The 21,272-nt window shown below is 70.7% G+C and carries 20 protein-coding genes and 1 pseudogene; 10 read left to right on the top strand and 11 right to left on the bottom strand.

What is annotated here, in order from left to right; translation table 11 throughout:
* The first annotated feature begins 53 nt into the window (after nucleotides 1-53).
* Nucleotides 54-812, top strand: a complete 759-nt coding sequence (locus ACWC21_RS26480) for a hypothetical protein (RefSeq protein WP_450885324.1) — start codon at nucleotides 54-56, stop codon at nucleotides 810-812.
* A gap of 115 nt (nucleotides 813-927) precedes the next feature.
* Nucleotides 928-2,496, top strand: coding sequence for an alpha/beta fold hydrolase (locus tag ACWC21_RS26475; protein ID WP_450885323.1), 1,569 nt, complete (start codon nucleotides 928-930; stop codon nucleotides 2,494-2,496).
* A gap of 137 nt (nucleotides 2,497-2,633) precedes the next feature.
* Here the strand turns inward: ACWC21_RS26475 and ACWC21_RS26470 are convergent, their stop codons facing one another.
* The 6 genes and pseudogenes from ACWC21_RS26470 to ACWC21_RS26445 form a co-directional block, all read right to left on the bottom strand.
* Entirely contained in the window at nucleotides 2,634-3,050 is a 417-nt protein-coding gene (locus tag ACWC21_RS26470) for a DUF6278 family protein (protein ID WP_450885322.1), read from the bottom strand.
* Nucleotides 3,051-3,130: 80 nt separating this feature from the next.
* Nucleotides 3,131-3,910, bottom strand: a complete 780-nt coding sequence (locus ACWC21_RS26465; protein ID WP_450885321.1) for an exodeoxyribonuclease III — start codon at nucleotides 3,908-3,910, stop codon at nucleotides 3,131-3,133.
* A 52-nt stretch (nucleotides 3,911-3,962) separates the two neighbouring features.
* Nucleotides 3,963-4,598: an MBL fold metallo-hydrolase gene (locus ACWC21_RS26460; RefSeq protein ID WP_450885320.1), complete on the bottom strand. Its 636-nt coding sequence runs from the start codon at nucleotides 4,596-4,598 to the stop codon at nucleotides 3,963-3,965.
* 38 nt (nucleotides 4,599-4,636) lie between these two features.
* Nucleotides 4,637-5,932, bottom strand: a complete 1,296-nt coding sequence (pcaDC, locus tag ACWC21_RS26455) for a bifunctional 3-oxoadipate enol-lactonase/4-carboxymuconolactone decarboxylase PcaDC (RefSeq protein WP_450885319.1) — start codon at nucleotides 5,930-5,932, stop codon at nucleotides 4,637-4,639.
* 32 nt (nucleotides 5,933-5,964) lie between these two features.
* The gene (locus ACWC21_RS26450) at nucleotides 5,965-7,062 is read right to left on the bottom strand and encodes an IS110 family transposase (RefSeq protein WP_450885318.1); all 1,098 of its coding nucleotides are present in this window, start codon (nucleotides 7,060-7,062) and stop codon (nucleotides 5,965-5,967) included.
* Between the two features lie 1,088 nt (nucleotides 7,063-8,150).
* Nucleotides 8,151-8,568: pseudogene (locus ACWC21_RS26445) on the bottom strand (GNAT family N-acetyltransferase).
* 130 nt (nucleotides 8,569-8,698) lie between these two features.
* On the opposite strand from ACWC21_RS26445, the gene ACWC21_RS26440 reads away from it, so the two are divergent.
* Entirely contained in the window at nucleotides 8,699-9,676 is a 978-nt protein-coding gene (locus tag ACWC21_RS26440; RefSeq protein WP_450885317.1) for an L-threonylcarbamoyladenylate synthase, read from the top strand.
* A gap of 98 nt (nucleotides 9,677-9,774) precedes the next feature.
* On the opposite strand, the gene ACWC21_RS26435 is transcribed toward ACWC21_RS26440, so the two are convergent.
* Complete coding sequence (locus ACWC21_RS26435; protein WP_450885316.1) at nucleotides 9,775-10,167, bottom strand: hypothetical protein; 393 nt, start codon at nucleotides 10,165-10,167, stop codon at nucleotides 9,775-9,777.
* Nucleotides 10,168-10,884: 717 nt separating this feature from the next.
* Here ACWC21_RS26435 and ACWC21_RS26430 point away from each other — a divergent pair.
* On the top strand, nucleotides 10,885-11,292 hold the full coding sequence (locus ACWC21_RS26430; RefSeq protein ID WP_450885408.1) for a hypothetical protein: 408 nt from the start codon (nucleotides 10,885-10,887) through the stop codon (nucleotides 11,290-11,292).
* A gap of 25 nt (nucleotides 11,293-11,317) precedes the next feature.
* Here ACWC21_RS26430 and ACWC21_RS26425 read toward each other — a convergent pair whose 3' ends face one another.
* The 4 genes from ACWC21_RS26425 to ACWC21_RS26410 are packed head-to-tail and all read right to left on the bottom strand — an operon-like array spanning nucleotide 11,318 to nucleotide 14,376.
* Nucleotides 11,318-12,565, bottom strand: a complete 1,248-nt coding sequence (locus ACWC21_RS26425) for a sensor histidine kinase (protein WP_450885315.1) — start codon at nucleotides 12,563-12,565, stop codon at nucleotides 11,318-11,320.
* Nucleotides 12,562-12,786 (bottom strand): winged helix-turn-helix domain-containing protein, encoded by a 225-nt coding sequence (locus ACWC21_RS26420; RefSeq protein WP_450885314.1) that lies wholly within the window; start codon nucleotides 12,784-12,786, stop codon nucleotides 12,562-12,564. Before ACWC21_RS26420 ends, ACWC21_RS26425 begins: the two co-directional genes overlap by 4 nt.
* Entirely contained in the window at nucleotides 12,777-13,220 is a 444-nt protein-coding gene (locus ACWC21_RS26415; protein ID WP_450885313.1) for a response regulator transcription factor, read from the bottom strand. Before ACWC21_RS26415 ends, ACWC21_RS26420 begins: the two co-directional genes overlap by 10 nt.
* Nucleotides 13,195-14,376 (bottom strand): acyltransferase family protein, encoded by a 1,182-nt coding sequence (locus tag ACWC21_RS26410; protein ID WP_450885312.1) that lies wholly within the window; start codon nucleotides 14,374-14,376, stop codon nucleotides 13,195-13,197. The genes ACWC21_RS26415 and ACWC21_RS26410 overlap by 26 nt, the downstream gene beginning before the upstream one ends.
* A 229-nt stretch (nucleotides 14,377-14,605) precedes the next feature.
* On the opposite strand from ACWC21_RS26410, the gene ACWC21_RS26405 reads away from it, so the two are divergent.
* The 6 genes from ACWC21_RS26405 (at nucleotide 14,606) to ACWC21_RS26380 (ending at nucleotide 21,047) form a co-directional block, all read left to right on the top strand.
* Nucleotides 14,606-15,301 (top strand): TetR/AcrR family transcriptional regulator, encoded by a 696-nt coding sequence (locus ACWC21_RS26405; RefSeq protein ID WP_450885311.1) that lies wholly within the window; start codon nucleotides 14,606-14,608, stop codon nucleotides 15,299-15,301.
* Nucleotides 15,302-15,549: 248 nt separating this feature from the next.
* Nucleotides 15,550-16,692: an FAD-dependent oxidoreductase gene (locus tag ACWC21_RS26400; RefSeq protein ID WP_450885310.1), complete on the top strand. Its 1,143-nt coding sequence runs from the start codon at nucleotides 15,550-15,552 to the stop codon at nucleotides 16,690-16,692.
* 64 nt (nucleotides 16,693-16,756) lie between these two features.
* A complete protein-coding gene (locus ACWC21_RS26395; RefSeq protein ID WP_450885309.1) occupies nucleotides 16,757-17,509 on the top strand; it encodes an alpha/beta fold hydrolase in 753 nt (250 codons plus the stop codon).
* Nucleotides 17,510-17,653: 144 nt separating this feature from the next.
* Nucleotides 17,654-18,235: an NADPH-dependent FMN reductase gene (locus tag ACWC21_RS26390; RefSeq protein WP_450885308.1), complete on the top strand. Its 582-nt coding sequence runs from the start codon at nucleotides 17,654-17,656 to the stop codon at nucleotides 18,233-18,235.
* A 170-nt stretch (nucleotides 18,236-18,405) separates the two neighbouring features.
* Entirely contained in the window at nucleotides 18,406-19,302 is an 897-nt protein-coding gene (locus ACWC21_RS26385) for a VOC family protein (RefSeq protein WP_450885307.1), read from the top strand.
* Nucleotides 19,303-19,511: 209 nt separating this feature from the next.
* On the top strand, nucleotides 19,512-21,047 hold the full coding sequence (locus tag ACWC21_RS26380; protein ID WP_450885306.1) for an MDR family MFS transporter: 1,536 nt from the start codon (nucleotides 19,512-19,514) through the stop codon (nucleotides 21,045-21,047).
* Nucleotides 21,048-21,272: the final 225 nt, after the last annotated feature.

Below are 21,272 nucleotides of genomic sequence, written 5' to 3'. Positions count from 1 at the left end.
TCGTCATCGGTGTCTCGAACGCGGGTACGGCCGAGCCGCTAGCATGCGCGGCCATGAACGACGACGTGCGCAACATCGTCCTGGGCGTGGTGGCGGCGGGCATCAGCGCCGCGCTGGGCTGGATCGCCCGAACGTACCTGTGGAGGCGCAAGCTCCGCCGCAAGCAGGAGTTCTTCGGCCTGCCGGACAACTCCGAGTCGCTCCTGGTGGTCAACCGGGGTGCGGGCGGCCCGGAGTTGTCGGTCATGCGCTACGACGTGTTCGCGCTCCTGGAACTCGCCGCCCTGATCAAGGACTGCAACGCCCACGCCCAGATCCTCCCGCACGACACGGCACGCCAGGGATTCGGCGAGCGCACCGAGTTCTGCGTGGGCGGCCCGGCCTCGAACCGCCGTATGACGGCCCACCTCGCCTCGCTGCTCCCCGGTATACGGGTGAACGTCGACGCCGAACCGGGCCCCGACCGGGGGGCGTTCCAGATCGGTTCCGAGCGGTACCGCCTGGACGTCGGCAGGGAGGAGTACGTGCTGCTCGCCCGGCTCACCGCGGGACGCGGCCAGAACGCCCGCCCCGTCTTCCTGTTCTGCGGCCAGACCTCGATCACCAACCAGGCCGCCGCCCGCTACCTCGCGCGCAACCACGAGCGGCTGTCGCGCAGGAGCGGTGCCGGTTCCTTCGTGCTGCTGCTGAAGGTCCTCAACTCCGAGGCCTACGGTCCGGACGTCGTCGAGCTGGTCGCGGACGTGACGCGCGCCGCGCAGGAGCCCCTGCCCGAAGCCGCGGCGCCACGCAATTCCCACCGGGCGCCCTGAATATTTTCACACCACAACAATCTTTACCCGTACGTAACTTACCGGTGGGTTACTTCCGGTAAGGAACCCCGGTTACCGTCTGGTCACTTTGCATTGACACGAGTGAGGAGTGGCCGTGGGAACCCATCGTCAGGCCCTGCGTACGACCGCCGTCGGAGCCGTCTCCGCGACGCTGGTCGCCGGTGGCGTCCTCGGGCTCGCCCCGGCCGCGCAGGCGGCGCAGAACGGCGTGCGGTTCGTCGACATCGCCGGTGAGGGCGGCACACCGCTCAAGGCGAACGTCGTGACGCCCGCGGACGCCGACGGCTCCCGCAGCTACCCCCTGATCGTGCTGCCCACGAGCTGGGGCCTGCCGCAGGCCGAGTACCTCGCCCAGGCCCAGAAGCTCGCCGACTCCGGGTACATCGTGCTCACGTACAACGTGCGCGGGTTCTGGCAGTCCGGCGGCGAGATAGAAGTGGCGGGGCCGCCCGACACGGCCGACGCCTCCAAGGTGATCGACTGGGCGCTCGCCAACACCGCCGCCGACCCGGAGCACGTGGGGATGGCGGGGGTCTCCTACGGCGCCGGCATCAGCCTGCTGGCCGCCGCGCACGACAGGCGGATCAAGGCCGTCGCCGCGCTGAGCGGCTGGGCGGACCTGATCGGCTCCATATACTCCGGCCGCACCCAGCACGTCCAGGCAGCCGCCCTGCTGGACGGCGCGGCCATAGTCACCGGCCGGGAGGGCCCCGAAGTCCGCCAGGTCTTCGACGACTTCTACGCCTCGAACCTGGCGAAGGAGCCCGAGCTCGTGGCTTGGGGAAAGAAACGTTCCCCCGATACCTACGTCGACGATCTGAACAGGAACGGCGCGGCCGTCATGCTCGCCAACGCCTGGGGCGACAGCATCTTCCCGGCCAACCAGTACGCCGACTTCTACCAGAAGCTGACCGGCCCCAAGCGGCTGGAACTGCGCCCCGGCGACCACGCCACCGCCGAGCTGACGGGCCTGTTCGGGCTGCCCAACGACGTGTGGACCGACACCGGGCGCTGGTTCGACCACTACCTCAAGGGCGCCGACAACGGCATCGACCGCGAGCAGCCGGTCCAGCTGAAGTCCCGTACGTCGGGCGGCTACGAGGGCTACCCGGACTGGAAGTCGGTCGCCGCCACCCGCCGGAAGATCGCCCTCCAGGGCTCCACCACCATCCACGCGAACGTCGACTCGGGCGCGGACGGCGGGGTCGTCCTGCTCTCCGGCATCCTCGACCAGGTGGCCCGGGTACCGCCCGTCGCGTCCCTGCCGCTGCTGCCCCGCCGCTGGGCCGCGGTCTGGCAGTCGGAGAGGTACGCCGACGCGCAGCAGGTGCGCGGCACCGCGCAGCTGCACACCACGCTCACCCCGACCGAGGAGAGCGGCACCCTCGTCGCCTACCTGTACGACGTGGGGCCGCTCGGCCTCGGCAAGCTGGTCACCCACGCGCCGTACACCTGGCACGGACGGACGCCCGGCCAGTCGTTCGACGTCGACCTGGACCTGTTCTCCACGGCCTACGACGTTCCGGCCGGGCACCGTCTCGCCCTGGTCGTCGACACGGTGGACCCGCTCTACATCGAGCACAACCCGTCCGGCGCGCAGCTGACCTTCTCCTCACCCGCGGAGGACCCGTCATACGTGTCCGTACCGCTGCGCGAGCAGTGATCGCCGGCTGCCGCCGGCCGGGTCTGGCTCGGTGAACTGCCACCCCATGAAGGGCACATCCTATGCGACGACCACCGGCCGGGCGCCCGGCCGGGGCGACCGCTCTTCCGCGACGCCGCTCAACGTCCCGGCACCGACTAGGACTCCGCGACCTCGGCGTAGAGCTGTGACAGCTCGGGCACCCCGCTCGCGGCCCACTCGTGCCCGGAGGTGACGACGTCGAACTCACGGCCGGAGGGCAACCGTACGACGGGGCCGCCGGCCTGGATGTCCCAGGCCGCGCCGGGCACCGTGCGCACGATCACCGTGCCCAGGTAGAAGCCGGCGTCGTTGCCCAGCCAGGTCAGGGTCTCCTCGTCGTCGCGCCAGCGCGGCAGCACCTGGTCGAGCGCCTCCAACGAGGCGGGGGTGTCGTCCAGTCGGACTCCCGCCGCCCCCGCCTGGGAGCGCAGCAGCTCGCACTCGGAGAGGAGGTCGGCGACGCCCTCGGGGTCGGCGGGGAGCACCGCCTCCCCGGCCTTGGAGTGCCGGTGGCCCAGGAAAGGGATGTTCATACGTCCAGCGTGACACTCGCACCGCCGTGCGCACCACAGGGTGGACGTGGTGGCGTGTCCCGGAGGCCCCGGAGGCCCTCCTACACGTCCAGGTCGACCACGACCGGCGCGTGGTCGGAGGCGCCCTTGCCCTTGCGTTCCTCACGGTCCACGTAGGCGTCCTTCACGGCCCCGGCGAACGGCGCGTTGCCGTAGACCAGGTCGATGCGCATGCCGCGGTTCTTGGGGAAGCAGAGCTGGCGGTAGTCCCAGTACGTGAAAGGGTGCTCGTACTTCAGCGGCCGGGGGACGACGTCGGACAGGCCCGCCTCCCGCAGCGAGGCCAGCGCGGCGCGTTCCGCGGTGGTGACGTGGGTGCTGCCCTCGAAGGCCGCCACGTCGTAGACGTCGTCGTCGGTCGGCGCCACGTTGTAGTCGCCCAGCACCGCGAACGGGCGGCTGCCGCCCGCGTCGTCCGCGACGGCGGCCTTCAGCGCCTGGAACCACTGGAGCTTGTAGGCGTAGTGCGGGTGGTCCACCTCGCGGCCGTTGGGCACGTACACCGACCACACGCGGACCGGACCGCAGGTCGCGGAGATCGCGCGGGGCTCGACCGCGCCGTCGTAGCCGGGGTCGCCGGGCAGACCCTTGACCACGTCCTCCAGGCCGACACGGGAGAGCACCGCCACGCCGTTCCACCGGCCCGTGGCGTGCACCGCCGCCTCGTAGCCCAGCTCGCGCAGCCGGTCGAACGGAAACTGCTCCTCGGCGATCTTGGCCTCCTGCAGGCAGAGCACGTCGGTGCCGCTGCTCTCCAGCCAGGCCAGCAGCCTCGGGAGGCGGGCGGTGATCGAGTTCACGTTCCAGGTCGCGATGCGCATGCCTCACAACCTACCGGGCGGGTCCGACAAGGCGGCCCGCCCGGTGCGGCGCTCAGACCTCCGCGGATTCCCTCGGTGCCAGCCGCAGGTGCTCGGAGCCGCCGAGGGTGCCGATCGTGCGGTCGTAGACAGGGCGGGCGAGGTCGGTGAGCAGGGCGTCGTGGACGTCGTACGCGCGCTCCGGGCGTACCTCGCGGACGTAGTCGACGACCTCGGAGATCTTGCTCCAGGGGGCCATCACCGGCAGCATCAGCGTCTCGACCGGCAGCCCGGGGACGGTGAGGGCGTCCCCGGGGTGGAAGACCTTGCCGCCGTCGATCAGGTAGCCGACGTTGGTGATGCGCGGGATGTCCGGGTGGATCACCGCGTGCAGTTCGCCGTGGACCTGCACGTCGAAGCCCGCGGCGGTGAACGTGTCACCGTGGCCGACGGTGTGCACCCGGCCGGGGAAGGCCGCGGTCAGCTGCTCGGCGACCGACCTCAGGGTCCAGATCTCGGCGGCCGGGTTGGCCTCCAGGGCGGTCCGCAGCCGGCCTTCGTCGAAGTGGTCCGGGTGTTCGTGCGTGACCAGGACGGCGTCGGCCCCGGCGGCGGCGTCCTGCTCGCTGAAGCCGCCGGGATCGATGACGAGCGTCCGCCCGTCCTTCTCCAGCCGGACGCAGGCGTGGGACATCTTCGTGAGCTTCATGACGTCCATCCTGCCTGCCGCGGTGCCGCGCGGGCGCGTCACCCCTCGGGTGTGGTCTCCTCCCGGATGACCTGCTGGGCGACCCGGAAGGCGCTGCCCGCCGCCGGTACGCCGCAGTAGACGGCCGCCTGCAGCAGCACCTCCTTGATCTCGCCCGGGGTCAGTCCGTTGCGCAGGGCGGCCCGGGTGTGGGAGGCGAGGTCCTCCAGGTGACCGCCTGCGACCAGCGCGGTGAGCGTGACGCAGCTGCGGGTGCGGCGGTCGAGGCCCGGGCGGTCCCAGATCTCGCCCCACGCGTACCGGGTGACGAGCTCCTGGAAGTCCCCGGAGAACTCGTCGGCCTGGGCGAGGGCGCGGTCCACGTGCGCGTCGCCGAGGACCTCCCGGCGGACCTTGAGCCCCGTGTCGTAGGCGTCGGGGCGCCCGGGGAGCTGCTGCGGTACGGCGGCCGGGGCGATCTCGGCGACGGGCGCGGGCTGCGCCGGCGCGGCAAGACCCGGCTGGAGGGGGGCCGCCGGGACGGCCGTCTGGCCCGTGGCGGGCTCGGGGGCGGGCTGCCAGGCGGTCGAGAAGTGTCTGACCAGCAGGTCGGTGACGGCCGCGGGCTGCTCCACGGGGACCAGGTGGGAGGCGCCCGGGACGACCGCGAGCCGGGCGTCGGGGATGCCGGCGACCAGGGTGCGGGCCTCGGCCGGGCCGGTGACCTGGTCGTCGGAGCCGACCAGGACCAGGGTCGGCACTCCGACGCGGCCCAGTTCCGGGCGCACGTCGAACCCGGCGAGCGCCTCGCAGGCGGCGACGTAGCAGCCGGGGTCGGTGGTGCGCACCATCTGCACGGCCCACTCGGTGATCGCGGGCTGGGCGGCGGCGAATCCGCCGGTGAACCAGCGGTCGGGCGAGGTACGGGCGATGGGGTCGAGCCCGTTGGTCCGTACGATCACCCCACGCTGGCGGAACTCGTCGGCCGTGCCGAACCGCGGCGAGGCGGCGACCAGCGCGAGCGAGGCCAGCCGCTCCGGGTGCCGCAGCGCCAGCTCGATGCCGACCGCGCCGCCGAGCGCACAGCCCGCGTAGCCGAAGCGCTGCACGCCGAGCCCGTCCAGCGTGGCCAGCAGCCGCGCGGTCAGCTCGGAGACCGAGCCGGCCGGCTGCGCGGGGGCGCCGCCGTGTCCGGGCAGGTCGAACCGGAAGACCCGCCACTGCCGGGCCAGCTCCGGGACCTGACGGTCCCACATGTGCCATGTGGTACCCAGTGAGGGACCCAGGATCAGGACCGGAGCGTCTTCTGGCCCGTCAAAGCGGTATTGCAGGGTGTTCGGGGGTGTCTCACTCACGCCCCAGACCCTCTCACGTCTCACGGACGCCCCTATAACGTAGGGGGGCGGAGGACCGGTCTGACCAGATTGAAGACCTCGCGGGCGGCATATCGCTTGAGGCATCGGATGATCTCACGGCAGGTCTTGCCCTCCTGGGTGCGGCGTTCGTAGTACGCCTGGGTGCGCGGGTCGTGGCGCAGGCGGGTGAACACGATGCGGTGCAGGGCGGCGTTCGCCTGCCGGTCGCCGCCGTAGTTGAGCCGGCGCATGCTCCGCCGGCCGGAGGAGTACTCGATGGGGCTGACTCCGCAAAGGGCAGCAGAGGACGCCTCGGTGTTCAGCCGGTCGGGGTTGTCTCCCATGGTGATCAGGAGAGTGACGGCGCTGTCTGGACCGATGCCCACCGGTGCGAGCAGCTGTGGGGCGTGGTGTTCGACGAGCCGGGTCAGGCGTTGGTTCAGCTCATTGATCTGTCCGGTGAGCTGTTCGATGCGCTCGGCGAGCATGCGCAACGTCAGGTGGGTGGCCTGGGTCACCGCGTCCTCGTCTCCCCCACCGCCGGGTAGGCCGAGGCGTGCGCAGGTGCGGAACAGCTCGCGGTTGCCCAGGCTGGACAGTCGTTCCCGAAGGGCGGGGTCGGCGATGACCAGAACGGCTTTGAGCTGGTTGATCGCCTGGGTACGGGCCTTGACCGCGGAGTCCTTGGCCAGCTTGAAGATCCGGGCGCTGTACACCGGACCGTCGCCGGACTTGGCCCGGGCCCGGGCGCGGCCACTGAGCACGGCTCGCGCGGCGGCCTGAGCGTCGAGCGGGTCCGACTTCCCGAGCAGCCGGCGGGCCGACCGGTCAGGCCGGTTCACTTCGAACACCTGGATCTGCTGCGCCAGCAGATAACGGGACAGGCCCGCGCCGAAGGTGCCGGTGCCCTCCACACCGGCCCGACGCACTGTCCCCCGCTTACGGGCCCAGACAAGCAGTTGTCGGTAACCGGCCGCCGTCGCCGGAAAGGACTCGATTCCCAGGACCTTCCCGAGCGGGGAGATCACGGCGGCGACATGAACCTCGCCGTGCGTGTCCACGCCCAGTACGACCTCTCTCCGCACGGGAGGATCCGTGCTGGAGGAGGTGCTGCGCTGTCTGGTCGTCATGGTGGTCCGCCTCCCGCGTGGTGACGTACTGGTTGAATGGCACCGGCCCGCTGGGGCGGCCCGAACCGTGATGGCGCCTGAAATTCGGCAAGGCCCCTATAGGGACAGGCCCCGTGGCTCGGTGACAGCAGGCGCCATCCCGCAACGACAGTCGACACGCCTGTGACTGGACACTTCGGTCAAAGATCTCAAGAGTCAGACCTCGTCCGGGACGGCCCTACGCGACCGTCCCATCGATCCCGGCACAACGGCGTGACTCGATCACTGCCGGATGGCTTCGAACGAACCGGCACCCAACCTGGCCTGGGCGAGCTGAAAATGAGCTGACTCTTCGTCCACTCGTGACCGGCATTGACGGACAGCCTTGTGGGCCCCCTTACCGGGAGTCATCCATCGACCATGGCACGAACGGCCCGACGAACGCTCGACAGGGCTGACTCCGCACAGCGCGGCGAAGGACGCCCAGTTGCCCCGGTATTCCGGGTTGTCCCCCACCGTGTTGATGGCCTCGGGCGGCGATCGTGGTGGGACGGGCGGCGGCGAGGTCCTGCGGCTGTGTCCGTACATCGTCGACCGCGGCGGTCTGGTACGGGCGAGCCGCGTCCAGCGAGGTGTTGGAGCCGAGAGGCCACAAAAGTGGAGCCGACGCGGGCGGCGGCGCCTCGCTCGACCTGGCCCTCGTCGGACAGCACGGCGGCCAGGCCAACCCGTGCCGGCGCCGGCCGGCTCGGCGGCGTCGAAGTAGCTCGCCCATTCGGGACATCGGCGCCAAGCCGGTCCGCCAGGAGCTCGTCGGCGACTCCGAGGTGCGTCTCGGCCCGGCGCTCGTCGCCGAGGACCGCGTGTACCCGGCCCTCTGGGAGGCGACCAACGCCTTCGTCGCGGCCATCGCGGCCTTCTTGGCGGTGTCGCCAAGGAGACCGAGGGGCGTCCTGGGGGTGCCCGAGCTAGATCATCTGTGCGACGGGGCGCAGACAGCCCGCCAGAGCAGAAAACGACGGCAGACACGGAGCGCGCGGCGTCCAGCGGCTCCTGCACGCCGGCCACCATGCAGGCGGAGCCGAGGCCCCGGGAACCGGCACACCGCGTCATTCCGAAGAAACGCGAAACTCGAATTCGGGACGGTCCCCACGGCACGGCGGGCAGGTTCGCGAGCGCGGTCGCGATCCGCACACCGGCGCGGTGGTAGAAGTCCTCGGCGGGAAGATGCGACACGACCTTGACACGGTCGAGCCCGGCGGCACGGGCCTCGGACTGCATGTGCGCGACGAGCAGACGTCCAATACCCCGTCGTCGCACTTCGTCGCCGACGAACAGCAGGTCGAGCTCCGGCGGAGCCAGGGCGAGCGAGTAGAACCCGAGCACCCGGCCTCCATGCTCGCCGGCGCCGACGGCCACAAAGGCGCGGTGGGCCTCGATGTAATCAGGACCGACCCGGTAGCCCCCGACCGCGGCCGCGCACTTGGGGTATCGCCGAGGTGAGCCCAAGAGGGGCCACGTGATGATCTTGGAGTCGGGACGGCTCGCTTGTGCGGCTCCGGGGATCAAGGGACTGTGGGCGGAGCGTTGCGGTGGCGGTTGGCGCTGGGGTTGATCATGACCGCCGCTGGTCCTTGATGCACCTAGGATTGCGGGAGTGACGGCAAGAACCAGTGACATCGAGAAGGCGGCCGGTGTGCTGCGTGCCGGCGGGCTGGTGGCCCTCCCGACCGAGACTGTCTACGGTCTGGGCGCCAACGCCGAGGACCCCGCCGCCGTCGCGCGTATCTTCCAGGTCAAGGGACGTCCGCCCTCCCACCCGCTGATCGTCCACATCGGCGGCGCGGAGCAGCTGGACGACTGGGTCCAGGACGTGCCCCAGGCGGCGTGCCTGCTGGCCGAACGCTTCTGGCCGGGGCCGCTCACGCTGGTCCTGCGGCGCGGTTCCCGCGTGCCCCTCGAAGCGACCGGTGGCTTGGAGACGGTGGCCGTGCGCGTGCCGGACCACCCCGTCGCCCTGGCGCTGCTGTCGGCCTTCGGCGGTGGTGTCACGGCCCCGTCCGCCAACCGCTTCGGCGCGGTCAGCCCCGTCACGGCGGACCATGTCCGTGCCGAGCTCGGCGATGCTGTCGACTTCGTGTTGGACGGCGGTCCCTGCGAGGTCGGCGTCGAGTCGACCATCGTCGACGTCACGGGGGATGTCCCGAGCATCCTTCGGCCGGGCGGGGTGACGCGCGAGGACCTCGAAGCGGTGCTGGGGCACCCGATCGCAGTGTCCTCGTCCAGCCGGGTCCGGGTGCCGGGCCAGCATCCGTCCCACTACGCGCCGCGGGCGCGGGTCGTCCTCGTCGAGCCCGAGAAGGTCGTCGTCGAAGCGGAGCTGGCTCAGGAGCTGGGGCACCAGGTGGGCGTCTTTCTTCCGCCCTCCTTCGTCGGCGCCGCGGTGAAGGCGCACGCGGTGGTGGAAGTCCCCGGTTCGATGGCCGCCTACGCGCGCGGGCTGTACGGGTTCCTGCGCGAACTCGACCAGCAAGGGTGCGACCTCATCATCGCCTCGCTGCCGGCGGAGGAGGGGCTGGGACTGGCGATCGCCAACCGGCTCCGCCGCGCCGCTGGGCCCCGGCCCACCGTGTGACCCGCACGGACGCCGTGCCTCCGAGAAGCTGTTTCCCGACCGCGGCTGCTTACGGCCAGATGGTGCAGGAGATGCGGGCCGGGGTAGTTGCGTGAGTGTCAGGGTGCGGGAGGGACGGCGTGGGCCAGGGGTTCCAGGTCTCCGTAGAGGGCGGCGTGGAGTACGGCGGCGAGTTCGCGGGCTCGTTCTTCGCTGCGCACACCGTGCATCATGAAGTAGACGGGGCCTGTGTAGGCGCCGAAATCGACCTCGCGGTTGTCGACCAAGCGGAGGATCGCGGCTCGGATGGCATCGTTGACAGCATCGGCGACCGTGTGGCCGGAGCCGGCGGTGAGGGTGTCCGCCTTCACGGTCCACTGCTGGCCTTCGGGTTCGATGGCGACGAATACAGCGTTGTGCGCCATGGCGTTGCGGTAGGCGTCGTGGAAGGCGTTGGTGCCGGTGACGCGCGGGATGAGGGGAGCGGGGCAGGGAACCGGCAGCGGCTGCACCTGTGCATTCTGCCAAGAAGTGACGTTCATACGCGGCCGCGACGCGACGGCAGGGCACATTGAGTGATCATCTTCGCCTCGAACCGGCGCGGCTTCCGCCTTCTCGCGGCCCCTGACCCGACGCCGGTGCACCATCAGGGGCCGCTGACACCCGAGCGCCGTGTCGCCTCCTCCAACGTCACCACCCCGGGCAGGACACGCCGCCGTCAACCGCGAGCGCGTCCCGCTGCCGTGGGAGGTGGGCGTCATGCCGGGACCTCCGGCAGGCGCCCCGCCCTTGTTCCTGCTGCGGCCGGCGAGAAGATCTCCGGTCCCGCCGTTCGACGGGCTCTCATCGGAGCAACCTCGCTCCCCAGCTTCGAAGGCGCCTTGAACACCCCGAAGGCCGCCGCCAAGTTCCTCGCGCGCGACGGACTCGTCCTCTTCGACAACCCGGACTCCTTCCTCATCTGCGCCTTCAAGCGCGACACGGCCCTGTGCGACCCGGATCCCGGGGCGACGGCGCCCAACCAGTTCGCCTGCCAGCTCGGCGGCGGCAACGCGGTCCGCAACGACAGCCACGCGCAGGCGGCACGAGAGCTCGCGGATCGGCTCGATGCGAAGGCAGCCCTGATGCCCCAAGCCCCTGGGCGACCGGTTCCGCACAACCGCCAACCGCTTCCGCGCTCTCGCCGACGCCCACGACTCCGCCGCCCAGTCCGCCGAGGAGGCCCTCGCATGAACCAGCAGCACGAGGACGAACGCTCCCGCATCCGCACGGCCATGGACCGCCTCCTGGCCGGCCGGCCCACCTGCTCCAACGGCAGCCTCACGGTCGTCGCGCTCGCCGCAGAGGCCGGTGTTCACCGCATGGCTCTGCAAAAGCGCCACGCCGACCTCAAGGAGGAGTTGTACGCGCGGGTGCGTACGGAAACGCACCAGCCGCCGGAAGTCGAGAGGCGGCTTCGCAGAGAGGTTGTCCGCCTGAAGGAAGCTCTCAAGGACTCCCGGGCTGCCGAGGCCGAGTCCCGGCATCGAGCGAAGCAGATGGCCCTCGCGGCAGCCGTCCTCATCCTCCGGCGGCCCGACAGTCAGGACCAGCCTGTCCCCGGCAACGTCATCCCGCTCCGCCCGTCCGGCGATTAAAGGCAGGCGGGGCCTTGTTACTCGGTCACAAGCGCAGGACGAACCGGGCTCCGCCCCTGGCGCTGGGGCCCACGGTGAGTGAGCCGCCGTGCGCGTGCGCGATCCATGCCGCGATCGACAGGCCCAGGCCGGTGGAACGGCCACCGCTGTGGTACCGGTCGAACAGTTCACCGGCAAGCGCGGGATCGACGCCGGGACCGTCGTCGTCGATCGCGATCGTGCCGGCGGCGGTGAGGGTGATCTCCACGTCCGCGGGCGCGCCGGGCGGGTGGCCGTGGGTGAGGGCGTTGTCGACCAGGTTGGCCACCGCACGGCGGAGCAGGGTCGGGTCGGCGGTGACGACGACCGGCTGGGTCGTCACCCGTATGCGGTGTCCGGCCGTGGGTGTGTCGTCCAGGATTGATTCGACGAGCTGGTCGAGCCGCAGCGGCTCGCGGCGAACGGGCGTGACGCCGACGGCGAGCCGGGCGCGGGTCAGCAGGTCGTCGACGATGTCGCCTGTTCTGGCCGCGAGGCGGGCGGCGCGGCCGAGGGCCTCACCGCGCGAGGCGTCGTCGTGCAGCGCCCCCTCGGTCAGTGCCCGGAGGGTGGCGAGCGGGGTGCGTAGATCGTGCGCCGCGTCGGCCAGGAACGCCTCCTGCTGGGCCAGGGCGGACAGGGCGGGCCGCATGGCCCGGCCGGAGAGCATGTGCCCGGCGAATGCTGACAACCCGGCGAGCGCCGCGCAGGCAATGGCTAGCAGCAGGACCACCTGCCGATGTCCGGCGATGTCGGCAGACATGTCGTCGGCGACGACGACCGCTCCGCCGGTGGCGCTGAAGTCGGCGCTGGGGAAGGCTTCCGCGTAGAGGCGGACCGGTCGGCCGGCTTGGTCGGTCACGGTCGCGGCTACCGGTTGCCGCACATCGGCCGTCGCCCGCCTTGCGATGGCGACGAGGTCCTTGTCCGCGACCTTGGCGCACGGGCGCCGTGGGCGGCGGACGGGTACGGGGCCGTTGGCCTGCTGGGCGAGTACGGTCAGGGCGGGGCAGCCGCTGTCCACGTCGTCCTCTATCAGGCCGTCGAAGACGAGGCGTTCGCCCGGGTCGTAGACGAGCAGGGCGGTGGCCCGGCTGGTGCGGCGGCGCAGTTCGTCGTCGAGCTGCCCACGCCAGAGCGAGTTGTTGAGGTGCGCGGCATACAGCGTCAGGCCGATCAGACCTGCCGTGCTCGTGAGCCTGAACAGCACCGTCAGCCGCCGACGCAGTCGGCGGATCCTCGTCGTGGCGTTCACCGTGCCAGCCGGTACCCGACGCCGCGGACCGTGTGGATCAGCGGTGGCTTTCCCAGCTTGCGGCGCAACTGGCCGATCAGGACATCGACGACGTTCGAGCTCGGTTCGGTCATCTCGTCCCAGCCACGCTCGATCAGCTCGGCACGCGTCACGGTCTGGTCCGCGCGCGCGGCCAGCAGCTCCAGCACCGTGAACTCCTTGGCCGTCAGGCTCAACAGCACACAGGCCCGGCGCCTTCGCGTCGCGCGGTGTCGATCTCGACATCGGCCAGCCGGATGACCGGTGGCCGCAGTGTGCCCGCTCGACGGCACAGGCTGCGCACCCTCACGATCAGCTCCTCGACCGCGAAGGGCTTGACAAGATAGTCGTCGCCCCCGCTGTCGAAGCCCACCACCCGGTCGGCAACGGTGTCGCGGGCGGTCAGGAACATCACCGGGCTGTCCCACGCCCGGGTTCGGCCGGCCCGCACGAACGCGGCCGCGTCACCAGCCGGCAACGAGCGGTCGAAGACCACGCAGTCGTAGGCGTTGACGAACAGCGCCTCATCGGCCGCGGGCAGGTCCGCGGCCTCGTCGACCGCGAACCCGGCACGTCGAAGAGCGTGTGCCACCGCGAACCTCAGATCGTCGTCATCCTCCACCACCAGTACTCGCACCGGCCTCATCGTAGTGACGGCGCGGCGCGGGCGGCGGACCGTAGGGATCCGGTAGGAGGCGGGGGCGGCGGCGGGCGGCAAGGTCTTCCACCCAGCCCAGCGCCAGCACGAACATCCCGGTGACCAGCCAGACCGCGCCCAGGAGCGCCGCCTGCGATTCGAGCCCCATTCCCAGCCCCAGCCTGTCCAGCAGGAGAACGGCCACCAGGACCGCGGGCATGTGCCACAAGTAGATGGTGACCGCACGGGCGTTGAGCACGCCCACCAGCCGGTGCAGCGGCCGTGTACGCGTCAGCCAGGCCATCTGCGGCCGCCAGCGCAGCAGTACCACGAGGAAGGCGATCGACCACAGGACGTTGGCGAGTGGGACCGCGTTGAGGTCCCACGGCATGTCAGTTGAGGGATGGCGGCAATACCAGACTGCGGCCAGGGCGCCGGACAGGAGAGCCAGACCGGCGACCACGGGCGCCTTGAGCCGGTGAAGCATCCCGTCGCGGTGGGCGAAACCGAGAAGCCAGCAAGGCATCCAGGTGACCAAGTCGTACAGCGCGGTGCCGGCCAGGCTCTCCAGACGCACGTATCCCAGACCGATCACCAGCAGCGCGGCGAGCGGAGCGAGGAGGGTGGGTATCGGCCACCGCCGGAACAGCGGCAGCAGCAGGGGCGACAGCAGCACAAGCCACAGGTAGGTGCGCAGATACCACAGCACGGCGGCGAAGTACTCCACGCCCCAGTCGCTCGCCGGTGGATCGACGACCGGCAGCAGCCACAGAAGCAGTTGTTTCGCATTCAGCGGCCGGTAGTCGGCGTCCGACCAGCCGTGCCACACCATTACCGACACCCCGATGGCACCCAGGACCCACAGCACCGGCAGCAGCCGTCGCAGCCGTCCGGTGACCGCCGCCCTTGGGCCGGCCCGGTCCAGAGTTCGCGCCATGAGCGAACCAGCCAGCGCGAACATGACCCCCATCGCTGGGAAGACGACACTGAGCGCGCCGTATCCGATGGTGTGGAAGACCACCACCCGCACCATCGCCACAGCCCGCAGGACGTCGAAATACACACAGCGTGCGGTTTTCATGCCCGCGATCTTCTTCTGGCGAGGATGAGGATTCGATGAGGGCAGCGGGTCCCGTCGCACTCGGCCCACGACCATCGGCCAAGCGCAGCCCGAAGCCGACGAACGCGAGCGCCAGGAGCAGGAAGCCCAGCAGGCCGCGCGGAAGGTCGGCGGCTGGCCCTCCCCCTCTCGTGCCTGACCCGGGCAGGTCTTCCGCCCGGCGCGGGCAACCCACTGGCCCTGGGCGAGCCAGAACCAGCATCCGTGAAGGCCGAAGGCGAACCGGGCAACCCCGCGTCTCGAACGTGTTCGTTACGATCGGGTTATGACTGTGAGAAGAGAGCCGATCAGCCGCCGGGAGCGTCCGGCGAAGCCCGCTCTGTCCCGGCGCTGGATCGTGGACACCGCCGTGCGGATCATGCGGGCGGAGGGGCTGGGGAAGGTCACGATGCGCCGCCTGGCGCAGGAGCTGGACACCGGCCCCGCGTCACTGTACGTGTACGTCGCCAACACCGCGGAACTGCACGCGGCCGTCCTGGATTCCCTGCTCGGCGAGGTCGACCTGACCGGGCAGGACGGCGGTGGGGACTGGCGCGAGCAGCTCCGTGCCGTCATGACGTCGTACACCCAGGTGCTGTTCGAGCACCCGCAGCTCGCGCGGGCCGCGCTCGTCGCCCGCCCGAGCGGCGAGAACTACCTGCGCCTGGTGGAGCGCATCCTCGACCTCCTTGCGCAGAGCGACGCCAGCCGCGAGCAGGTCGCCTGGGGAGTGGACAAACTGCTCCAGGACGCGACAGCCACCGCCGCCGAACACTCGACGCGGGAGCACGATCCCGCCGCCGAGGGCGACTGGGACGCCACCGTGCGCGCCCTGCGCGCCGTGGATCCTGCCACGCATCCGGCGATCACCGCGCACATGCCCGCCCTGATCGGCGGCTCGGTGCCGGACAGGATCCGCTGGAGCTTCGACGTCCTCGTCAACGGCATCACCCGCACACCCGTCCCGGGCGCAGCGGACTGACCCTCGGGCGGGGTGGCCCGCCCCGGCGACGGACTCCGCCCAGGGGGAACGGAAGGTCTCCGCGCCGCCTGCCGCCCACTGTGGCGAACTTGTTCGCAACGAACATGTTCGGTACGTTGAGGGGCGAGTGGCCGAGGCACGCATCCCTTGCCGCCCGCTGCGCACGCCGCTCCTGCAAGGAGCCTTGCGGCGTCGGCGGCGATGACTCGGCGCACCGAGGTATTCCCCTACTGCTTCCGGAGGCCCCCATGAGCACCAGCCATTTCCCGATCGCGATCATCGGCGCGGGTCTTGGCGGCCTGACCGCGGCCCGTGTCCTGCACGTCAACGGCATCGAGTCGGCGATCTTCGAGCTGGAGGCGTCGGCGGCGGCCCGCACCCAGGGCGGGATGCTCGACGTCCACGAGAACAACGGGCAGAAGGCCCTGCACGCCGCCGGCCTGCACGACGACTTCCTCAAGATCGTCCATGAGGGTGGTCAGGCCATGCGCCTGCTCGGCCCCGACGGCACGGTGCACGTGGCCGAGGAGGACGACGGCACCGGCGGCCGGCCGGAGGTGGACCGCGGCGACCTGCGTGACCTGCTGCTGGGCTCCCTGCCCGACGGCACGATCCACTGGGGCCGGAAGGTCACCGGGGCCCGGGCGCTGGGCGACGGGCGTCACGAGGTGACGTTCGCCGACGGCTCGGCCGTCACCACCGATCTCCTGATCGGCGCGGACGGCGCCTGGTCGCGGATCAGGCCGCTGGTCTCGAGTGCCTGGCCCGCCTACACCGGCATCTCCTTCGTCGAGACCGACCTGTTCGACGCCGACACCCGCCACCCGCGCAGCGCCGCGGTCATCGGCGGCGGGTTCTTCATCGCCCTGGGGGGCGAACGCGGTGTCCTCGCGCACCGGGAGACCGACGGCAGCCTCCACGTCTACACCGCGCTCAAGGCCGACGAAGGCTGGCTGGACACGGTCGACTTCACCGACCAGGCCGCCGCCAAGGCCGCGGTCCTCGCCCACTTCGACGGCTGGGACGAGGGCCTGCGCGGCCTGGTCGCCGACGCGGAGACGATCATCCCGCGCCGTATTCACGCCCTGCCCGTGGGGCACCGCTGGGACCGTGTCGCGGGCGTGACGCTGCTCGGTGACGCCGCCCACCTGATGTCCCCCTTCGCCGGAGAGGGCGCCAACCTCGCCATGTTCGACGGCGCCGAACTCGCCCTGGCCATCGCCGCACACCCCGGCGACACCGAAGCCGCCCTGGCCGCGTACGAGGAGGCCCTCTTCCCGCGCAGCGAGGCATCCGCCGCCGAGTCCGCCGCCAACCTGGACACGATGTTCAGCGAGAAGGGCCTGGAGCAGATGGTCGCCTTCTTCACCTCTGGCCCGGCAGCCCAGTGAGGCCAGCGCTTACGGCCACCGCGCCCTCAGCTACCGAACACCCCGCAACCAGGAAGAGCAACTCATGACCTCATCCCCGCAGCGAACCATTCGGGTATGGCCCGGCCTCGATCTCGACGTGCGCGAGGCCGGCACCAGCGGCAGCCCGGTCCTCGTCCTGCACGGCGGCCCCGGCCCCTCCAGCATCACGCCCCTGATCGACCACCTCGCACCGGATCACAGGGTGGTCGCGCCCACCCATCCGGGCTGGGAGGGCACCGTACGGCCGGACGACCTGGACTCCGTACCCGCACTCGCCGCTGCCTACCTGGACCTGCTCGGCCACCTCTCACTGAACGACGTGACGGTGATCGGCACGTCCTTCGGCGGCTGGGTCGCTACCCAGACCGTCCTGGACGACCGCGAGGGCCGGATCTCCCGGCTCGTCCTCATGGACGCCATCGGCCCCGTCATACCCGGCCAGCAGATCACCGTGCCCGCCGGGCCACCGGCTCCGGCGGCCGCAGGACCGGCGCCTCAGGGCGGACCGTCCGCGCAGTCGATGGCCGCCATGCGCGTCTACGCCGGGCCGGCCATGGGAGATGCCGGCATGCTGCCCCGCCTTTCCACCGTCACCTGCCCGGTGCTGGTGATCTGGGGCGCCGACGACACAGTCGTCACCCCGGACTTCGGCCGCGCCTACGCCGCGGCGTTCCCCCACGCGCGGTTCGAACTCATCCCCGGCGCAGGACACCTGCCCATCCGCGAGGAGCCCGAGGCGGTCTTCACCGCTCTGGACTCCTTCCTCACCCCCCGGGCCTCGGCCGCCGGCCACTGAACCCTGCCCTTGGTTCCCCATCTGCGGGCCGGCGCCGGCATCGCCCTTCGGCAAGCGGGCGCCCATGGGACTCATCACGCGCGGTCGCAGACCGACCGCGCGGGGGCGGGGAACCGACCGTCCCTTTCATCCACCGGAGGCACGATGACGAAGATCGCGATCATTCTCGGCAGCACCCGCACCGGACGTGCCGGCGAACGCGTCGCACAATGGGTCCTGGAGCAGGCCCGAAAGCGCGGCGACGCCGACTACGACCTGATCGACCTCGCCGAGGTCGACCTGCCGCAGATCGACGAACCGTTCCCGCCCGCCATGGGCCGCTACACCCACCCGCACACCCAGCAGTGGGCCAGGACCGTCGCCGCCTACGACGGCTACGTGCTCGTCACTCCCGAGTACAACCACTCCTTCCCCGGCGTCCTGAAGAACGCCCTCGACCGCGTCCACGCCGAGTGGAACAACAAGGCCGCCGGCCTCGTCTCCTACGGCGCCGACGGCGGCGTGCGCGCCGTCGAAGCCCTCCGCCCGGTCCTGGGCGCCCTGCAACTCGCGGACGTCTCCGCGACGGTCACCTTGAACCTGCGCACCGACTTCGCCGACTTCGGCGCCACCTTCACCCCCGGCGACCACCAGGATCCCGCCCTGACGGCGATGCTCGACCAGCTCCTGTCCTGGAGCAACGCCCTCGCCCAGACCCGCAACAGCGCAGTCCCGGCACTTTCCTGAAGAACCTCCCGCACGACCTCCTCTCACACGACGGCCCCGGCCCGCAGCCCGCTTCACGCGCCAGTCAAGAGCTGCGCTTTGCCTGCGAGCAGGGCCGCGACACCGGCCACGCTGCGGCTCACACAGGTGCTCCGCCCCCGGGAAGCCGCAGCACGGACGAAAGGTCGACCATGACCGACTACCGGATGGACCAGACACTCACCCTCGGACCCGTCACGCTGACGGTGGCCGACCTGGAACGCAGCGTGCACTACTACACGCAGGTCGCAGGCTTCCGCCTCCTCGACCGTCAAACACAGCGAGCACAACTGGGCGTGGAGGGACAGGCGCTGGTCGACCTGCACGAGGTCGCCGGGGCCATCGCGCCGCCGCCCTCCAGCCCCGGGCTCAGCCACTTCGCCCCGCTCGTGCCCACCAGGGCGGACGTGGCCCGCTTCACCCAGCGGCACCTCGACGCAGGATTCGACGTCGATCCGCGCGATCACGTCGTGAGCCATTCGTGCTACGTCACCGATCCCGACGGCCACACGATCGAGGTGACCTGGGCCTGCCCGCAGGAGCAATGGCAGTGGACCGACAAGGGCCTGCCCGTCGTGGTCTCCACTCCGATCGCTGTGCAGGACCTTCTCGACGAGCCCGGTGCGAGCACGCCCGCACCCCTGCCGGCCGGGACACAGATGGGGCACGTCCAACTCAAGGCGACCGACGCCGCCCTCACCCGCACCACGCCGTTCTACCGCGACCTGCTGGGCCTGGAGATCTACGCCCGCCTGGGAGACGGGTTCATCGGCGTCGGCGTGAGTGACTACCGCAGCCTCCTCGTCCTCACCACCCGGTTCAGCCCGCAGGGAGGCACGCCCGCAGGATCCGACACCGCCCGGCTCACCTGCGTCGACCTGCTCCTCACCAACTCGGAGGCGATCGAGCAACTGGCCGAACGCCTCACTGCCGCCGACCACCCGCACCAGCGCACGGGAACCAGCCTGACCACACACGACCCCTCCGGGAACCCGCTGCGCTTCTCCGTACACGACACCGCGAAGCCGGCATCCAGCACGGACGCATAGCCCCCGCCCACCCACACACTTCCCGGCGGCCTGCACAGGCGCATCATGCAGGCCGCCGATGCGCCGCCGCTCCGTAGGTCCCCCCTGCGCCCGCTCTCCTGCACACCTCGCTCAAAACTCGTTCGTAGCGAACTCGTTCGTTGATGGTCGTGCCGCTTCGCGCGCCTCGTCACGCCGTCCACCAGATCAAAAGAAAGGGGTGATCTGTCATGGCGGCCCCTTCCATACCGGCCGGCACCGGCGACAGCATCACCGTCCCCAAGAACATCCGCTGGATCCTGCTCGGCGTCATGCTCGCCCTGCTGCTGTCGATGCTCGACGGCCTGATCGTCGGCACCGCGATACCCACCGTCGTCGCCGACCTCGGCGGCCTGGACCACATGTCCTGGGTGGTGACCGGCTACACCCTGGCCACCGCCTGCTCCACCCCGGTCTGGGGCAAGCTCGGCGACCTGTTCAACCGCAAGAGGGTCTTCCTCACCTCGGTCGCCCTCTTCATCGCGGCCTCCGTGCTGTGCGGCACGGCCGGCTCGATGACCGAGCTGATCATCTTCCGGATCATTCAGGGCCTGGGCGCGGGCGGCATGGGCGCAGGCGCCTTCTCCCTGATCGGCGCGCTGCTGCCGCCGCGAGAGCGCGGCAAGTACCAGGGAATGACCGCCGGTGTGATGGCCGTCGGACAGCTCGGCGGCCCCCTGGTCGGCGGGTTCGTCACCAGTCACCTGAGCTGGCACTGGGCGTTCTACATCAACGTGCCCGTCGGCGTCATCTGCATCGCCTGGTGCTGGCTGCTGCTCCGCCTGCCGCCCGCGCAGCGCCGCGCGAAGATCACCATCGACTGGCTCGGCATCATGTTCCTGACCGGCGCGATATCCGCGTTCGTGCTCGCCGCGACCTGGGCCGGCAGCACGTACGCCTGGCTCTCGTGGCAGACCACCGGCCTGGCCGTCCTCGCCCTCACCCTGCTCGCCGCGTTCATCGTCACCGAACGGCGCGCCACCGAGCCGCTGATGCCCCTGCGCATCTACAGCGGGCACCGCAACTTCCCGATCGCCGCGATCCTGCTGACCGTCAGCGGCATCACCCTGTTCGGAGCGACCCTCTACCTGCCGCTCTACCAGCAGGTCGTCCAAGGAGCCTCGGCCGCCAACTCCGGCCTCCTGCTCCTGCCCATGATGATCGCCACACTGATCACCTCCAGCATCGCCGGCAAGGTCATGACCGCGACCGGCCGCTACAAGATCTTCCCCGTACTGGGCACCCTGCTCATGGTCGTCGCCATGGGACTGCTGTCCACCATGAACACCGACACTCCCCGCACCCTGACCTCCCTCTACATGGTGGTCCTCGGCGCAGGCACCGGCTTGTGCATGCAGATGTCCAGCACCATCGCCCAGAACGCCGTCGAACTACGCGACATCGGCTCCGCCTCCGCCGCCACCAACCTCTTCCGCAACCTCGGTGGCTCCATCGGCATCGCCATCTTCGCCTCCCTGTTCACCGGCACCGTCACCGCCGGCACAGCAGCAACCCCCGGCTCAAGCGCCGCCACCGCCCACCCCAGCCAGACAGCCCGCGGCCTCATCCACATCCACGACGTCGCCCACGCCACCCACCTGATCTTCCTCACGGGCGCCTGTATCGGAACTGCCCCACTGATCGCCTCCGTACTGATCGAGGAAGTACCCCTCCGCGGCAAGTCCGGGGCTGCTGCTTCTGCCAAGCCCGATGCCCAGACCGCATGACTCATCCACCGGGCCCTCCCGACGCGTCACGAACAGGTCGTCGCCCAGCCGCGGTCGAAGATGACCTCGGCGGCCGGGAGTGTAAATCTAACGGCGGATCCGACGATCATGGTAGGGACGTCAAGTGACTGACACCGCCGTGGAGTTGGAGACCGTGGAGCCTGTCGAGAGTGCCCATTCCGGGCAGCCTGCGCCCGTGTCCGACGAGCAACTGGTCGCGATGCT

It is taken from the genome of Streptomyces sp. NPDC001348, from assembly GCF_053597535.1.
The sequence above is the reverse complement of the archived record's forward strand: the minus strand, read 5'-3'. Positions and strand labels throughout refer to the sequence as shown.

Bases quoted from the DNA above. Each gene is read 5' to 3' on its own strand.
- ACWC21_RS26480 (WP_450885324.1), top strand. From the start codon at position 54: ATGAACGACGACGTGCGCAACATCGTCCTGGGCGTGGTGGCGGCGGGC.
- ACWC21_RS26470 (WP_450885322.1), bottom strand. From the start codon at position 3,050: ATGAACATCCCTTTCCTGGGCCACCGGCACTCCAAGGCCGGGGAGGCG.
- ACWC21_RS26465 (WP_450885321.1), bottom strand. From the start codon at position 3,910: ATGCGCATCGCGACCTGGAACGTGAACTCGATCACCGCCCGCCTCCCG.
- ACWC21_RS26460 (WP_450885320.1), bottom strand. From the start codon at position 4,598: ATGAAGCTCACGAAGATGTCCCACGCCTGCGTCCGGCTGGAGAAGGAC.
- ACWC21_RS26450 (WP_450885318.1), bottom strand. From the start codon at position 7,062: ATGACGACCAGACAGCGCAGCACCTCCTCCAGCACGGATCCTCCCGTG.
- ACWC21_RS26430 (WP_450885408.1), top strand. From the start codon at position 10,885: ATGAACCAGCAGCACGAGGACGAACGCTCCCGCATCCGCACGGCCATG.
- ACWC21_RS26410 (WP_450885312.1), bottom strand. From the start codon at position 14,376: ATGGTCGTGGGCCGAGTGCGACGGGACCCGCTGCCCTCATCGAATCCT.
- ACWC21_RS26405 (WP_450885311.1), top strand. From the start codon at position 14,606: ATGACTGTGAGAAGAGAGCCGATCAGCCGCCGGGAGCGTCCGGCGAAG.
- ACWC21_RS26400 (WP_450885310.1), top strand. From the start codon at position 15,550: ATGAGCACCAGCCATTTCCCGATCGCGATCATCGGCGCGGGTCTTGGC.
- ACWC21_RS26395 (WP_450885309.1), top strand. From the start codon at position 16,757: ATGACCTCATCCCCGCAGCGAACCATTCGGGTATGGCCCGGCCTCGAT.
- ACWC21_RS26390 (WP_450885308.1), top strand. From the start codon at position 17,654: ATGACGAAGATCGCGATCATTCTCGGCAGCACCCGCACCGGACGTGCC.
- ACWC21_RS26385 (WP_450885307.1), top strand. From the start codon at position 18,406: ATGACCGACTACCGGATGGACCAGACACTCACCCTCGGACCCGTCACG.
- ACWC21_RS26380 (WP_450885306.1), top strand. From the start codon at position 19,512: ATGGCGGCCCCTTCCATACCGGCCGGCACCGGCGACAGCATCACCGTC.